Source organism: Paenibacillus lupini (genome assembly GCF_011761355.1).
In the GTDB taxonomy this organism is placed as follows: domain Bacteria; phylum Bacillota; class Bacilli; order Paenibacillales; family Paenibacillaceae; genus Pristimantibacillus; species Pristimantibacillus lupini.
Genome location: NZ_JAASRW010000010.1, coordinates 80,465 through 96,925, shown reverse-complemented (window position 1 = coordinate 96,925; position 16,461 = coordinate 80,465). Strand labels below are relative to the sequence as shown.

At 45.5% G+C, this 16,461-nt stretch carries 12 protein-coding genes; 4 read left to right on the top strand and 8 right to left on the bottom strand.

Translation table 11 applies throughout. From position 1 onward, the window contains the following. Window positions 1-249 precede the first annotated feature (249 nt). The 5 genes from FHS17_RS26745 to FHS17_RS26725 form a co-directional block, all read right to left on the bottom strand. Entirely contained in the window at window positions 250-6,204 is a 5,955-nt protein-coding gene (locus FHS17_RS26745) for an S-layer homology domain-containing protein (RefSeq protein ID WP_167281893.1), read from the bottom strand. Window positions 6,205-6,333: 129 nt separating this feature from the next. Continuing rightward, on the bottom strand, window positions 6,334-7,911 hold the full coding sequence (locus FHS17_RS26740) for an extracellular solute-binding protein (RefSeq protein ID WP_167281891.1): 1,578 nt from the start codon (window positions 7,909-7,911) through the stop codon (window positions 6,334-6,336). Window positions 7,912-7,967: 56 nt separating this feature from the next. Continuing rightward, window positions 7,968-8,852: a carbohydrate ABC transporter permease gene (locus FHS17_RS26735; RefSeq protein WP_167281889.1), complete on the bottom strand. Its 885-nt coding sequence runs from the start codon at window positions 8,850-8,852 to the stop codon at window positions 7,968-7,970. 17 nt (window positions 8,853-8,869) lie between these two features. Beyond that, the gene (locus FHS17_RS26730; protein ID WP_167281886.1) at window positions 8,870-9,793 is read right to left on the bottom strand and encodes an ABC transporter permease; all 924 of its coding nucleotides are present in this window, start codon (window positions 9,791-9,793) and stop codon (window positions 8,870-8,872) included. Window positions 9,794-10,691: 898 nt separating this feature from the next. After that, window positions 10,692-11,174, bottom strand: a complete 483-nt coding sequence (locus FHS17_RS26725) for a peptide ABC transporter substrate-binding protein (protein ID WP_167281884.1) — start codon at window positions 11,172-11,174, stop codon at window positions 10,692-10,694. A gap of 339 nt (window positions 11,175-11,513) precedes the next feature. Between FHS17_RS26725 and FHS17_RS26720 the strand changes: the two genes are divergently transcribed. Beyond that, complete coding sequence (locus tag FHS17_RS26720) at window positions 11,514-11,735, top strand: hypothetical protein (protein ID WP_167281882.1); 222 nt, start codon at window positions 11,514-11,516, stop codon at window positions 11,733-11,735. Window positions 11,736-11,771: 36 nt separating this feature from the next. Here FHS17_RS26720 and FHS17_RS26715 read toward each other — a convergent pair whose 3' ends face one another. Next, the gene (locus FHS17_RS26715) at window positions 11,772-12,227 is read right to left on the bottom strand and encodes a DinB family protein (protein ID WP_167281880.1); all 456 of its coding nucleotides are present in this window, start codon (window positions 12,225-12,227) and stop codon (window positions 11,772-11,774) included. A gap of 188 nt (window positions 12,228-12,415) precedes the next feature. Between FHS17_RS26715 and FHS17_RS26710 the strand changes: the two genes are divergently transcribed. Then, a complete protein-coding gene (locus tag FHS17_RS26710; RefSeq protein ID WP_167281878.1) occupies window positions 12,416-13,306 on the top strand; it encodes a YihY/virulence factor BrkB family protein in 891 nt (296 codons plus the stop codon). A 61-nt stretch (window positions 13,307-13,367) separates the two neighbouring features. Here the strand turns inward: FHS17_RS26710 and FHS17_RS26705 are convergent, their stop codons facing one another. Continuing rightward, a complete protein-coding gene (locus FHS17_RS26705; RefSeq protein ID WP_341805926.1) occupies window positions 13,368-13,838 on the bottom strand; it encodes a UPF0158 family protein in 471 nt (156 codons plus the stop codon). A gap of 360 nt (window positions 13,839-14,198) precedes the next feature. Between FHS17_RS26705 and FHS17_RS26700 the strand changes: the two genes are divergently transcribed. Further along, window positions 14,199-14,603, top strand: a complete 405-nt coding sequence (locus FHS17_RS26700; RefSeq protein WP_167281876.1) for a hypothetical protein — start codon at window positions 14,199-14,201, stop codon at window positions 14,601-14,603. Between the two features lie 420 nt (window positions 14,604-15,023). On the opposite strand, the gene FHS17_RS26695 is transcribed toward FHS17_RS26700, so the two are convergent. Then, complete coding sequence (locus FHS17_RS26695) at window positions 15,024-15,464, bottom strand: GyrI-like domain-containing protein (RefSeq protein ID WP_167281874.1); 441 nt, start codon at window positions 15,462-15,464, stop codon at window positions 15,024-15,026. Between the two features lie 260 nt (window positions 15,465-15,724). On the opposite strand from FHS17_RS26695, the gene FHS17_RS26690 reads away from it, so the two are divergent. After that, complete coding sequence (locus FHS17_RS26690; RefSeq protein ID WP_167281871.1) at window positions 15,725-16,459, top strand: response regulator transcription factor; 735 nt, start codon at window positions 15,725-15,727, stop codon at window positions 16,457-16,459. Window positions 16,460-16,461: the final 2 nt, after the last annotated feature.

Here is a 16,461-nt window from a genome sequence, read left to right as displayed (position 1 = left end):
GTGTCTGCAGTCTAGTAAGCGCTTACTTGTCTTTTTTACCACATCGGAAAGTTTAAGTTCTTTAAAGCGATAAAGCGTAAAGAAAATCATTACGATTGGCGATAAAAACTTCCGCTTAAACGCGGTCGCTCATCTTCGAAGTACTCCGATAGGAGTTTTTCTCATTTGTCTAAAAGCTTGTGTAGTACGCTAATAATACGCCAAAAAGGAGCCAGATTCCTGCATGGAATCTGGCTCCTTTCACACTTATTAACGATTATAAATTCGGTAGAATAGAACCGCTGCTTCCGCTCGTGTTAATTGGCCTTTGGGCTCCAGCATTCCATCATGACCCTGCAAGAGTCCGGCCTTCACCAGCGAGCTTATACTTCCCTTCGCATAAGCCGATATTTGATTCGCATCCTTATAAGCCCCAAGCACATCCTCTGTGCCAACCGGTAGACCGGCCTTCACAGCTGCGAGAGCACGTTCGATAAACGTTGCCGCTTCTTCTCTCGTGATTGGTGCTTCCGGATTAAATCGATTACCACCGGCACCATTAGTAATACCAAGAGACTTCGCAATGCCAACAGCTTCAGCATAATAACGATTTGCCTGCACATCTGCAAAGCTGCCTGGAGCATCCGAAGTGAGTCCAAGTGTATCTACGAGCAGCTTCACGAAGTCCGCCCGTTTGATAGATGCACCCGGATTAAATGCCGTTTCCGATACACCGTTAATAATACCTTTTGACGCAAGCACCTCAATCGCTTCTTTCGCCCATCCGTATCCGTTCAAATCTGCAAACAATTTTTGCACATATGCAACCGCATACTGGCTAAAATGTTTTGTAGTGAATACGATCTGTCCGCCAGCTGCATCATAACGTGCGTTTGGTACAGGGAACGATTTGCCGCTTCCGTCAATATACCAGATGGTCAGCTTATTTGTATCCACTTTCTCAGTCACCGAAGGGGCATAAGGAAGTGATACCGTAACCGGTGAGTGGCTGTTATGCCAGTCAACGGTGTGACCCGAAGATTGTACAGTCAGATCAACAACTGGACGATCTCCAATCTTCTTCTGCAGTTCTTCACTCCAACCACTTTTGTCCGCATTTCCGATGCTGATGATGACAGTTTGGCCAAGCTTACTCGCATCAGGCGTCAGCATATCACTAGATAGTAGAATTGTTCCAGATGGTGTTACGAGCTCAATCTGCTGATTCGATGATTGCTGAGTCAAATAACCAGACGGAAGTTCCAAAGAATAACCGGTTGCTCCACTAGCAGCAGACAGCACAACCGTAATCTTTTTCTTGCCGTCTTGATCTGCTGCTTTGGAGAACGCTTGATCAAGCAATGTTGCCGTTAAGGAAAGCTTCGCATTCTTTGAGCTTGCATCTACAACAGCAGTGCCCTCCACTTGTACCGTTCCATCTGCCTTAACTGTTACTTTCGGCTGATCAACTTGACCAGAACCAGAGCCTGAGCCAGATCCTGTACCAGGCCCTGGATTTGTTGTCCCGCCAATTGCTGTCAGTCTCGCTGCTAGTCCAGACTTCACTGTTCCTTGCGGAAGCAAGCTGACAAAGTTCGCTGCCGCATCAATGCTTGTAACATCCTTCGCTTGTTCAGCCGCAGCAACCGCTGCTTCAGCCGATTGCGCGAGCAGGCTTCCATAATCGGAGCCAAGCAAATACAGATCGCCAAATTGTGTTGCATCTTTGCTTGTTCCAATCCCTTGGTTATATTCGATAAAACCAGCGCGGCCTGCGCCATCATGTTCATTAAGAAGGATCGTCAGACCAAGCGGATCCTCCGGTGAGAAGGTATATCCCGCACCATGAAGCGCAGAGATTGGAAGAGTAATCTCATAGATCGTCGCATGCGTCGCTTCATCTCTTGTAATAACAGCATCCGCTGCGTTAAAAGCTCCAGCTGCTACGCCAGCAGGCGCACGCCATCTCCATTTCGATACCGTACCGCCATTCGTCAGCGCAAAACCAAGCTCGTTAACATTTTGGCTGGCAGAACCATCTTTTCTCGATAAATCGATACCAAGCTGCAAGCTGTCGCCCTGCCAAATATCGCCGTTTGTCCACGTCTGGTAATGCGTATTATCCGTGGCACGAACCGTCACGTACAAATTATCATCATCCCAACGCACAGTTGATTGTGCACTCAGGTCGTCCTTGCCGCCCCAATTGCCGCCTAGGCTTGAGTAATTAACTGCACTTGAAATATCAATGACAGGCTGAACCTCGCTCTCTTCATCGAGACGGGTCGCGAACGACTGTGCCGTTTTCACCTGAGTCACATAGGAATACCCATTATCCAGCGTCACTTTATACTTCAGCGTATCGCCCGACAGATAAGGGAGCTTAATCAATACACTCTCTCCAAGCGCGATATTCTGGAAGCGAACGGGTACGAATAGATCTTTGTAGCTGTCCGGTGAAATGACTTCAATCTTGCCAGCAAGTGGTGCCGATTCTGTCATATTAGTCAACTTCAGCGCAAAATTCGCATTTGCCGGATGACTTTCATCAAACTCACCCTTCACCAGATCCAGCGATACCGGAACCAAATTCGTTCCTGTTACTTTCGTACCTGCTTCATTTACCAGCTGCAGGCCGCCTTTGAACAGGTTGTTAGCGATAACCAGCTTCTCAATGTCTGGGCCAGCATACACATGATTCGTATTTGGCTGCTGGAAGTAGGAATCATAGAGCGTAATATCGCCGCCAACAGCATTGATGCCGCGTTGTCCTACTCTCGTAAAGTTACTTTGCTGGATACGAACGTCTCCTCCGAAAATATCAAAGGAACGAGTTGTATCTCCCCACATCGAAGAGTTAAAGAAGACAGCCTTGGAGTCAAAATCTTCTCCAACTACAACATACACTTTGTCGGAGGAACTCATTGAGACAAGCTCAGTGTTAATCAGCGTAAGGCCCGCTTCGCCAGCAGCATCCAGAACGGCGCCCTTCTTACTGCCGTCTGTACCATGGCCGATCACAATGGCTTCAGGGCCAACGCCATTCTGCTCCTCAAAATGAATACCGTATTTCGAACCATACACAAATGTATTAAAGATCGTTTCGCCTTTCACATCACCAATCCGGAATGCATCCAGATTTTCCTTCTGGTAGCTCCATACCGCATCAAAATCCTGATCCGTAGAAGGATGGTTAGGGAAATTGTTACGCCCGTAATAATGCGGGTTGAACTGTACGTTACGCATTAATCCGTCTTCAGAACCGCCGCCAAGGAAAATACCTTCCATAAGTGGTGAACCCGCAACGTAATCGATATAGTGCCCACTTGTATCATGGGAACCAAAGTCCACGCCTTTGTACGGGTTGATTAGCGTTGTATCAATTAGATATACTCCTGTTCCTTGACCCCGCACCGTCCAGGCATAAGGCTTCACATTCGTCCAGCTTTGCTCATCGTAATAGACCGACAAGCCTCTTAAGCCGGCATCCTGCTCAAGTGACAGGAATGGAACACCATCCGGATCGTTCTCACCATGATTTGTGAATAAAACAGTACCGCCGCCAATCGTATGATGCGGAACATCCCATGAACCACGCAGCTCAACACCGCTTGGAACGTTTAATGGATCATTAGCACGGTATATACCAGCCGGTAAATAAACCGTACCGCCTCCTGCTGCATCAGCATCATCAAGCGCCTGCTGGATAATTGCCGATACATCTGATTCACCAGTGCTGTCAGCCTCATAAGGTGCTGCCGTAATATCAAACAGGCTGTTACTTGATGGTTTTGGCCTATTTGCCAGATCAAGTGCTGCTACTTCAGGCAGCTGCTCAAGTGTATACTGAGCACCTTGACGGACACTAACCTCCGCTGCTTCGCTCTCATCCATAACAGCCAAGCTGCCGTTAAGCCCGGAATTGATTGAATTAACAGTAGTAACGCTGCCTTCCAGCTTCACGTGGTTCGAAGCCTTAGCGAAGCTCGACTGACCTAACAGGAGTGAGCCTCCCTTTGCTTCAATAGCATAACCGCCGCCTTGAGCATCCCAATTCTCAAACGTACTGTTCTCGAAGGACAATACCCCGCTGCCTTCATTCACAACAGCATGATGTGGATTGCCGCCAAACGTCACCGTATTGAACTGCGCAATCGAATGGAAGCCTTCTGTAGCATATACCGCTGTAGGCTCGGTGCCGACATTTGCTTTGAAGCTGCTGTCCGAGACAAGCAGGCCAAAATCGTTAACGCCTTCGATTTTCAAAGCCACATTACAGTCTTCAATATTAATTTTGTAGAGCTGAGCATTTGCCGTCTCCAGGCTGCCTGTTCTTGTTGTAATACGCATCCCCGTCTTGAAATCGGCAATATGAATGTCCGACATATACTCCCAATCCGACCGGCCCATCACAATACCTTCCGAATTGGTCGTCATATACGACTTCAAATCTGCTTCTTGAGGTGAACCTGCAAGACCCGAGTCAGCCCAATACGAAGACGACAGTCTTACATGCTCCAATCTTCCGATATCCGTCGTGTAGTCGAGGAAGATCCCTGTTTTAAGTGCTGTACCATACAAATTACGGACATAGTGAAGCTCATTCCAGGATGGACCAATCTTGATCCCGTTATAGGAATTGACAAGCGTCACATTCTTGATCGTCATGCTGTCGCCCGACAACTGCTCGAATGTCCACGGATAAGCAACTGGCGAGCTAACCGACTGCTCCGGATACCAGACGGACAAGTTCGTCACGCCGCTCACCGGTGCCAGCTGCAGGAAGCTTGGGCCATTATCACTTCCTTTGTCTGCATATACAGCAAGGATCGTTCCTTCAACCTCGCCTCCTGAAGCCTCCGGACTGTTCCAGTCACCACGCAGCGTAACGCCAGTTGGTACGATCAGATGTCTAGTCAGCTTATAGGTGCCAGCAGGCGCAAAAACAACTCCGCCCGCCTTGTTGCCAGCTGCCGCCAGCGCATCCTCGAATGCTTTCGTGTCATCTGTTATACCGTCGCCAACTGCGCCAAAATCCTCCACGCTCATATCGGCAATGACAACGTCATCCGTTGGATAGACCGTGTCGTAGACTTTGGTCGCTGTATCAAAGTTCAGCTGTTGCTGCTTCTTCACCGTAACCGATGCAATATGCAGATCGGGACTGCTTCCAAGCGCTCCCGGCCCGGATACTTGAAGGCGGAAATCTCCTTCGTTTGCACGGTTAGCGAACTTGGCATCGCCAAGCTTGAAGGTATGTTTTTTCCATGTATTCGTATTAGTATAAGTAAACTCTGGTGCATCCTTGAACGCTGCAGATTGCGAGTCGTACTGCAGCTTCATGCTGCCGCTGCCGCTGTCATAATATTCGACCGTTACAAAAACATCCTGGTCTGAATTGTCATACAAGTAAGCATCATCTACATTAAAGTAAAAATAGAGAATATTATCGCCATGAACCGTTGGGCTAATCGTTTGATTCGTTTGCCAATACGTTTTTCCCGCGATTTCGCCTGTCAGCAAATGCTCTGCTGCCCCATCGCCAGGTTTTGCCGTAATGCCATTAGATACCGGTGTCTCACCCAAAATGATTCCTGGATCCGATGTTTCCGGCTCTTCAGGAACCGTCGGTTGCTTAGGCGTCTTCTTGACGGTAACACTTGCCAGCTTCAAATCCGGATTTAGCTCACTGTTAATACCTCCACCTTCAATCGCAATCCGAAAGTCGGTGTCGTTCGTGCGGTTGGCGAACTTCGCATCCGTCAGATTAAAGGTATAGTCCTTCCACGTCTTCGTGTCGCCATAAGTAAACTTGGCGCTATCCTTAAAGGCAGCCGACTGCGCATCATATTGGAGCAGGAAACTTCCGCTTCCCGCATCATAATAGCGAAGGGTCACATCAACGTTATAATCAGAGCTGTCGAATAAATAATCATCGCTGACGTTCATATAGAAGTAAGTGGTACCTTCCGCCTTGTTCGTCTGCCAATAAGGGATATCCGCTTCCGTCCCCGTCAGAAGTCCATCTCCATTATCGCCCGCTCTGCCGGATAGACCATTCTCAACCGGGGTTTCCCCAAGGGTAATACTCACATCATCAGCAGCTTCATCCGCCGCATGAACACTAGGCAAACCAATGAAACCAACAGAAGAGAAAATCATCAGCATAACGAGTAGTCTCGCCATTTGAGCACGTACTTTTGTCCAATTTTGGTTCGTTATCACAATCAAACCTCCATTTTTGCAGATGTATTTGGTCTGTATCCGCTTACATAGTCATGAAAAAAGAGAAGCCCCTATAGGTGTCATCAGGTCGGCTTCTCTTCATGTGTCTGTGCAGTATGTTAGTTGTTATTACTTCTTGTTAGCAAGGAATGCATCAATTTGTTTTTGAGTCTCTGTGATAATGGTATCGAGACCGTTTTTCTTTTGTGCTGCGATGTAATCATTAACCGATTTCTCTACGTCTTTCACAACACCAAACTCAATTGGTCTGCTGAGCTCGTCACTTGCTGCATCACGTTTGGCCACTTCGTTCTTCATTGTATCTTCAGCAAGGAAGAGACCGTCGATTGGCGAGTTGACATTATTAGGCTCACTTGCGAACTTCGCTTCATTCACCCAGAAGTCAGCTCCGTAAGTCATCGTTGGACGCATGAATTGCGGCTTCCAGAACGCCCATTGGCCGCCCCACTCCATGTAGTTACTTGTTGTTGTTTCCATGCCATCCGGATATTCCGCTGTATCACCGTTCAGGACATACGTTTTGCCTTCAATACCGTATTGTACAAGGTCATACAAGGTTTTGTCCGTCTCCATCATATCGAGGAAGCGCAGAACACGATCAGCATTCTTCGAGTTGCGGTTAATGGCTACCACGTTAGCAAGTGCGGTACGGTTAATGAAACGTTTGTCAGGGTAGAATTCAGAAGCGACCAGTTTGTATGTCGGATCGGCGAAGCCAGGGTTTGCTTCTACCCATTCATGAGAAGTAACCGTAACAAGCTTCTTACCGTTTCTCCACTCAGCTGCTTCATCGGTCTTGTCGATCATCGCATCACGGTTGATGAGGTTATCGTCATACCATACTTTCGCAAGCTTAGAAGCTTCCAGGTAGAACGGCTGCTGCTCAACTGGCTGTACTTTTACAGCTGGATCGCTCAAGTAGAAGCCAAGACCATGGAAGTTCAAGTCTACCCACTCATCACGAATCATGTAGATCGAAAGCGGAGTCGTACGAGAAATTCTTTCGTTCGGGTAAGCTTCTTTCATCTGACGAAGCAATTTGTCCATATCTTCAATCGTTTTTACAGAGCCTTCTGGAATATCCAGTCCTGCTTTCTCTGTCAGATCAGAGCGCCAAGCGATGAATTTACGCTCATTCATCTTCATTGTCCACGGCAGGCCAACAATGTTGCCATTTACCGTTGCAGCGCCAAGTGTACCTTGCTCCTCATATTTCTTATACAGGTTAGGTGCATATTCAGGCAGCAGATCGTTTAACGTCATATACGAGCCTTTGGCAGCCATCTGTTTATACGACAGCCAGTCGCCGTCAAAGTTCATATCCCACTTATCGCCGGAAGCAGCCATTACGAGCATTTTATCTTTGAAATCGCCAAACGGAATAAAGTTAATATCGAATTTAATATTGAGTCCTTTTTCTTTCACATAATCGCTGACCTTGGACCATACTTCGTCCGTAGCCGCTTTCTTGTCACCACCGAAGTAGAACTTCAGGGTTACCTCTTTTTCCGGCTCTTTAGACGGCTCTGTTCCTTCTGTCTGCGAGCTTTCCTTAGGAGTGTTGCTGCCACCGCTGTTGCTTGGCGTGTTGCCATTGCCATTATTGGAGCTGCATGCCGAGAGCATAACGCTCAGTGACATCGTAGCTGCGAGGGCTAACGACATAATGCGGATCTTCTTTTTCATCCTGACCTCTCCCTTATGCTTGTCATTTATATACTACACGGCGTTAGCCGATATAGTCATCCCTTTACCGCACCTACCATAAGACCCTTGACGAAATAACGCTGCAAGAATGGATATAGGAAAACAATTGGGCCGATCGTGACGACAGTAAGTGCCATCTTGATCGATTCTGACGGAATTTGCGCCGATATGCGCTGCATCGCAGAAGCGTTGCTTGAACTCTTCAGGAAATCGACGTTGGAGACGAGCGTCCGCAGTAAGAGCTGCAGCGGCTGGAGCTCTTGCTTGTCGACGAACATCAGGCCAAGGAACCAATCATTCCAGTAGCTTAATGCGACGAACAAACCAACGGTTGCGAGCACTGGCAGCGAGAGCGGCATCACAAGGCGGTAAAAAATTTTGAATTCTCCCGCTCCGTCCATTTTCGCCGACTCATTAATTTCCTCGGGAATCGAATGCATGAAGTTACGAATGAGGAACATATTGAACGCATTAGCGAGCATCGGTAAAATCAGTGCCCATAGCGAGTCTTTCAGATCGAGATAATGAACGCAGATGATATACCATGGCACCAGACCGCCGTTGAACAGCATCGTAATAATAACGTAGACCGATAAAATATTACGGTACTTGAAGGAGCGTCTTGCCATTACATACGCCCCCATGCTGGTGACGAGCACAGACAGGACCGTCCCTGCTGTCGTTACAAGAATACTGATGCCGTATGCATCAATGATCCGGTTGGAGCCAAGAAACAGAATCCGATAAGAGTCAAACGTTATATGATGCGGCCAGAGTGTATAGCCGTAATCCATAATGTCCTTTTCTGTGCTTAGCGAGCCTGATATAACCATGATGAATGGGAATAAACAGGACAAGCTGAACAAGGAAATGAAGAGAATGATGAGAGACTGCGAGATTGAGAGTTTTTTGACAGGCATATTATGTTTCCTCCGTTCTAGAAGATAGCCGAATCTTTATCGATTTTGCGAGCTGCGTAGTTGCTGACAATAACCAGAACGAAGGCAATCATCGACTGCAGGAAGCCTGCCGCGGAAGCCATTCCGATGTCGCCGGATTTACGCAAGCTGCGGTAGACAAAGGTGTCGATTACATCTGTTGTTGGGAAGAGCAGCGAAGCGTCGCCAACCATCGCGTAAAACATGCCGAAATCCGCATTCATAATTCTTCCCACAGCCAGTAGGGTTAGTATAATGATCGTTGGTCTCAGCATCGGAATGCTGATATAGCGGATTTGCTGCCATCTTGTGGCTCCATCAATCGAAGCCGCTTCATAATAGGAATTATCGATGGACGTCAGCGCCGCCAGATAAATGATGGTGCCGTATCCCGTCACCTTCCATCTGACTGCGATGGTAAGAATGATTGGCCAGAGTCCCGCTTCACTATAGAAGTCGATCGGCTGGAAGCCGATGGTTGTAAGGAAGTGGTTGACCGCACCACTCTCGAAGTCGAGCAGATTGTAGGCGAATACGCCAACGACAATCCAGGAAATAAAGAACGGGAGGAACGTTAAGGACTGTGATACTCGTTTGAAATATTTGTTCCTAATCTCGTTGAGCAACAAGGCGAACCCAACTTCGAAAATCAGGCCAACGATGATGAACAACGCATTCAGCAGGATCGTGTTTCTCACTGCCCGGAACGCCGTGTCCGAGGAGAACAAATAGTCAAAGTTATTAAATAGCGGATTCATCCAATTACTGCCGAATATCCCCTTGGTAAAATCGAAATCTTTGAAGGCGATTACAAGTCCGGCCAGCGGCAAGTAGTTGAATAGAAATAGGAGTACCGCTACTGGGAGGAACATAAGCAGCAAGGTGCGATTTTTAAACAATTCCCGAATGACTCCATTTTTCATAGCGTTTTCCCTTCTCTCTTGTGATAGTTTTATTGTAGATTTGAGGGGAATTGAAAACCATGAGTGGATCTTATACTTTATAGTTTGGGATTAAACAAAGCTGTCCTGAGGGTGGATTTGTTGTGATTAAAGAAAAGATATGCCCTATACAGGGGAGAGGGGTATGCCCCTTCGGCCGCGGTTGTCTGCAGGAAATCTGAACAAATCCACTAAAGTGGATATTTCCCGCAGACAAAGGCGGACGCTTCGCTCCTCAGAGGCATACCCCTGCTCCTAGCAGGGCAATATCTATTCCATAATCAAAGCGACAAAACCGCCCTCAAAGGCGGCTTTGTTTGTTGGGGTGGGGGCCGGGAGTTTGATCGCCGCTGTATGGAGCGGCTTGTTGCGAAAAATTTGAAATACAAGGGTCACTAACCTTAATAACGAAACAGCAGCAGCCATGGACTTAAAAATTGGCTGCTGCTGTTTTATTTAAAGCCGCTCCGGGTACAAGAAGAGTAGAAGTGAAGTGAGGTAAAAAAAATTGAGGACGGTGATCCGAATGTCCGTTCAACAGCACGATTACGAAGAACGTCATATCGAGAAAAGGCACGATCCGAGCCGTGTGGCATCCACATTTATCAAATACTTTGCTTATGTGATCATTACTTTCGGGGTGCTGTATTTCATCGCAAAATACCTCCTGCCTATGTTTTAATCCTCGGCGTATCGACCAGAGATTGATTTAACAAGAACAAAAACCGTCCAAAATATTGGGCGGTTTTTGACAGTTGCCATTGTATTAGCCAAATAGTCTGTTCAATGAGACGCTTACCCCAGCCTTTGGTTTCTTGTTCGAAAATCTTCTTAAAGCTTGCTTTCACATAAGGGCTGAGCAAGAAAGTCCCCCTGTCATTCAACTTTCCCAAGTACCATCCGCTTTTGTTACTTGCCATTTACCGTTTTTGTATTCAACAATAACTTTTGTTCCTATTGCTCCATCACCAGCTCTATTTTTAGAGCCTTCAACAACAAACTTCTTGTTTTTAATCTCTGTCTTTTCGACTCGCAGCAAAACACCGTCAAGAACCATCGTCTGAGGGTTATATAGCCCCTCGGACTTTAGTTGGTCATATGTCGCTTCTATTACTTCAACATTGTATTTATTAAAATACATTAAGATTTGTTTCTTGTCTGTATCATCAAGGTCTTTAAAGGTACTCATGTCAATTGCAATATATTTCATATTTCCATTTAGACCTTCGTCAATTGGCATGTACGCATCTAATGCTAAGCTGTACAGTTCCCCCATATCTTTTGTGGGTTTCGAATTCGTACAAGCAGTGACTAACATTAGACAAAGTAAAGTCAAACATAATAAAAACTTTGCTATTCTCATTCCCACCCCTCCAATTTTATCAGACGAAATGGGTTGTTTTTTTGTTTCAAGCTTATTCCTAATGAGGATTTTCCGCGTTATAATGACGGCAGCGGCTCAATCTTTTATTTTTGATGCGGAAGTCGGTGGAGTAAGGGATTTGAAAGTAGAAGTAACGGACAGGAGTGAACAGCAATGCAACTAAAACCGCACAAAACCATTGTGACCTTCATAATAATCTGCACACTGCAGCTAGCGTTCTCAGTGGTGCGTTTATTCAATACGGACCATCAACTGGTACCGGCATTTATTGGCTTTACATATTTCCTCGTTAGTCTAGTGTTTCTGGGGCTCCTTGTCGTGATGCTAATCGACCTGCTGACGAAGGCGCGGCGAACGATTCAGGGCCGCATCATAAACAAGGAGGCCAGTATCATTAACGTGCTGCGGGATGACGGTAAGCTAAAGCGTTTCAAAATAAACGTGCCAGAGGTGCTCGAGGCTCTCCGAGTTGACCATAGAGTCGAGATCGTGAGCACGAATCTGGCCAATTTTCCGAGCCGAATCACGGTGATTGAGTGACGAGTGCTACTCCTCCACCTCCAAAAAGGCTTATTGTTAGAGCCTCGCGAACGTAATGTAATCGACTTGAACTGGTTGTGCCGATTCGATCCGAAGTGCCCGATTGATCTGTCCCCGGTGATATTGCCCATGTAAGAGGACCTGCAACAGGATGTCCCGGGCGGATGTTTGGAACGGAACCCCGCTCTGGTTCGCATAGTCGATCATCTCGTCCAACTCGGATTCCTCCAGTCCTTCGATATAAACGCGATATTGCTTGGCGTTTTCTTCGAACATCGTCCGGATCTCCATCAGGTCTTCCGCTTCCTCCCACAACGAATATTGCGCACTGCCCTTGCCTTGCAATCGGGACAGCCAGACTTGTTCCGCGACCGCGACGTGCCGAACCAGCTTCAGAAGGTCCTTGTTCTTCGTTCCACTCTCCTCGAGCGCGTCCAATATACGTCCGTCCGCCCAGTACAGGTGCTCCATCATGCACTTGATCGTCTTCATTTCCTTTTCCCCCTCTTCATCTCATCGATTACTAAACGTATTTGTTAGTAATTTTACGTTGTCTATACCTTGAGTTTCAATATCCGAATAAATAAACTCCAGCACATTTTCGAATCAAGTTTTAGATGATAACTCCTGTTTAAAGTTAGGCTTCTCTTGTTTACCTACTTATAAGAGGAGTGATGGCAATGAACCGAGTTTCAAAGATTATTCCATTTTCCAAAAATTTGTACTGCCGTTTTCGTGATGATGATGTTCCTGCTCTAGGGGCGCAGCTTACGTATTATTTTATTTTGTCATTTTTTCCGTTTCTTATTTTTGTTGTGAGCTTGATGAGTTTTGTCCAGTTGTCTGGAGACAGTGTCGTCGCTGAGCTTATTCGTCTGCTGCCGGAGCAAACCGGTGAAGCGATTCAAAATATTTTGCAGGAGGTAACCAACAACAGCAGAGGTACGCTGTTATCGATCGGTATGATCGCTACACTCTGGTCAGCGTCCAATGGTGTTAATGCCGTCATTAAGGGTGTTAATAAAGCATATGATGTCGAAGAAAACCGCCCGTTTTGGAAGGTGAGAGCGATCTCGCTTGCGGCGACGGTTGTGTTAGCTCTTGCCATTTTGCTGGCGATTGGTTTACTTATTTTTGGAGAGGTAATCGGTGAATTTCTATTTAATTGGCTGGATTCCCCGGTAGGCTTCGGACTCATCTGGGGTACATTGAAATACGTCTTTCCCATTTCGTTCATGATTGTTGTTTTCTCGCTGCTCTACTGGATTGTCCCCAACCACAAAATTCGTTTTAAAACAGCCATTCCAGGTGCTATGTTTGCGACCTTTGGCTGGATTGTATCCTCGTTGCTGTTCCAATTCTATATTAACAACTTTGGCAACTATTCCAAAACGTACGGAAGCATCGGCGGCATTATCATCCTATTGATCTGGCTGTACATCAGCTCCAATATTATCATTCTAGGCGGAGAGGTCAATGCTACACTAGCAGGTAGGCAAGCAAAGCCCTCTATTGATAACGCGCTGCGGAACAGTAACAGTAAGCAAAAATCACGCTCGATTAAGCTGTAGTCAGGATACTAGCAAATAGTAACGAAGCTGCCAAGGTGGCAGCTTTCATTTTTGGTATATTTCAATTTTGGAACTCAATATCATGTTCGATACACCACTCAATCACCAATTCCTTTATCTTGTTTTCCTTGTAGGTATACCATTGCTTATCAATATCAAATTCTATAATTTTATCTTTAAATTTGCGAAATGCACCTTTCCCAATAATTGCATCGTTTAGTGCTTCTTTAATCTTTTCATCTTCAAGGGTGTTTATAAACTCTTCTATGATCTCATATTCGTTGTAGTCGTTTTTCAACGTGAAATCAGCATATTTGCCTTGTTCATCCTCGAGTATGCAAATTGCCTGTTCAATGTTCTCTCTTTGCCATTCGGGGAAATTTTCAAGTGGCCGTTCATCTTCAGCAGCTCGCATTTCTTCTCCAGTTAATGTAATCACTTCACCTGTTGTAACATCTATATAAGTAAACGTATCCTCTAAATCCATTTCAATCTCGCCAACTAATTCATCCAAACTCACGGGTTTCTTCACTAATAAAACATCCTTTCCTACTCATTAGTAGAGTTCTTTATTCCAGCAGACATATTGTCATATTGGCTATTATTCTCATTAAACTTATTTCAGATATAATGAAATTGGTAAGTATGTAAATTTTTAACTGGAGGGAAAAATCTGAAGACGTATGCTAAATACATTTTCGTTGCTTTTACTGCTGTTTTAGTTGTGGTGACTGTCTTAATCGTACAACACATCTTTTTTCAAGAGAAGCTTAATGATTACACGGTAGTCAATGATGGTATCGTGCTTACTAAGGAATTCAGCGTCAAGTCCCATACTGCAAATCAAAATACATCAGCAACAGGAACGATCTTTGTGTGGGGCGAAAAACAAATGGCTGATCGGATGCGAATTGTTGCTTCGTATGAGATTGATCCAAAAGATTACGGCGGAATAACCGTGTACATCCCAAAGAAATGGTATATCTCCAATATTCTAAGCAGTCACCCTGAGAATCAAAAGACATCTCTACAGCCATATGCTTCTGAAGGAGATATGTCCCTAGGTAAGGAATGGAGGAATCAGGTTGTAATTGGTGTAGATTATTTAGGTAAACCCTCAGGAGGAGGAACTGGAACAATAATAATTGATTTGATTTCTGATCAAAAAACAATCTTACCATCGGAAAACTTCAACATTACGGTTGCTGTAGGCTCCGATACGGATCCGAATAATGGTGTGAGGTCAGTAGGAGTAGACTTCATCAAGATTCCTATCTCCGTAGACGCTGAAAGCTAAGGTGAAAGCTTGAATCGAGACTTTAAAGGTATTTCTTTGTCCAATTATTAAAAACTATTATAAAAATGATAAGTCCCCGGTCCGGCAGTTGGCTTTTTATGTAGACATGATTTGGGGAGTTAGTTATGATGCCAAGATTATAGAACCGGATGAGGCCGTGTTCATGATGAAACAACACATTGCCATGATGAAACAACAATATTTCATTAACCACCAGGGCGATGATTAAATACAACCTTCAGGCTAAAATGATCCCGTAATAATAAAAACAGCTACCGATTGCTGTCGGCAGCTGTTTTTGTTGTTGAGCTAAAGTTCTATATTTATTTCCCTTAACTCGAACATCTGTAAATAAATTAACTTGTTGGAATGGAACCTTGTGCTTCATAATTACGTTTTTAAAATTGGATGTAAAATAACTTACTTGAGATTATAGAGAATCTCCGTTTCAAGCTTTGATTCATCCTCGTTCCAATGTCCGTATATCTCCAATATCGGAGCCTCATGGTGTTCTCCAAGAGCGTTAACAGTCGATTGTATGCTCCTATACGTTTTGTCTAATTCGCTATATGGTCCGATGTGCTTACAATACGCATATTTTTGAAAAATAACATCCCTCATTACCAATAATGAATCTCCTTTAGGCGGAGAGATCAGCTCGATCCCAGCAAATATAATGTGATCAATATCATAAACTACATGATTTATTCCTGTATGAGAGAGTTCTTTGTTTTTCACTTCCTTCCAAACCTGATCCAGCAATTCGAAAATCGTTTCACTATACGCTTTTTTTTGATCATGAAGTTTAGAAACGCCGAACAGTGTAAACGTTTTACTTTGATTTATAATGACTGTCTCCATTATCAGCTCCCCTTATCCTTTATATTTGGTAGCCTTAACGAATACTTCTTCTTTATTCTGCTCCTCTTTCCTCTAACATTGAATTAAATTGTTATTATTGCGTTCGGTTTTCAAAGCTCCGATGACTCCTATTCTATTAATACAAGCCGTCGCAAGGGCTCATCCTCTAACGCTTGCTCGGATTGTCGGACGAGCGCGATTGGTATATTCTTGTATTAATGTATACGATACGCAAGCTAGTTCATGAGGAGGCCCTACAATTGAAAATAAAAGTGCTGATCGCGGACGATAATTCGTTTATCCGTGAAGGAATGAAGATCATCCTCACCACGTTCGATGAGTTCGAGGTGGTTGCCACCGTCAGCGATGGAGCGGAGGCGGTTGATTATTGCCGTTCGCACGAAGTGGACGTCGCCCTTCTCGACGTGCGAATGCCGAACATGAACGGCGTAGAGGCAACCCGTCTCCTGACAGAGCAGACGAAGGCCAAGCCGCTGATCCTTACCACGTTCGACGACGACGAATACATTCTTGAGGCGGTGCGGTCGGGCGCCAGAGGGTACCTCCTCAAGAACAACGACCCTGAGAGAATCCGGGATGCCATAAAGAGCGTATATAACGACCATCATGTTCTCCAAGACGTCGTCCTGAATACAATCAAATCCAATCTGATGAATAGTACGCAATTGCAACCTCAGACCGGTCGCGAGCAGCATAACGGTCATCTCGCCGCTTCTGATCCGGTTCAATCCGCTCCCGCTTCGTCCTCCGGTTCGGATCGAATTGACCGCAGCCTGTTCACAGAACGGGAACTCGAAATCATGGCGCAGATCGCTAAAGGGCTCTCTAACAGGGAAATCTCGAAGAAGTTGTTCATCTCCGAAGGCACGACTGCCAATTATATCACGTCGATCCTGAACAAGACGGGACTTGAACACAGGACGCAGATCGCGATCTATTACTTGACAGGTGAAGTCAAGCATTCAGAAGATTAGGG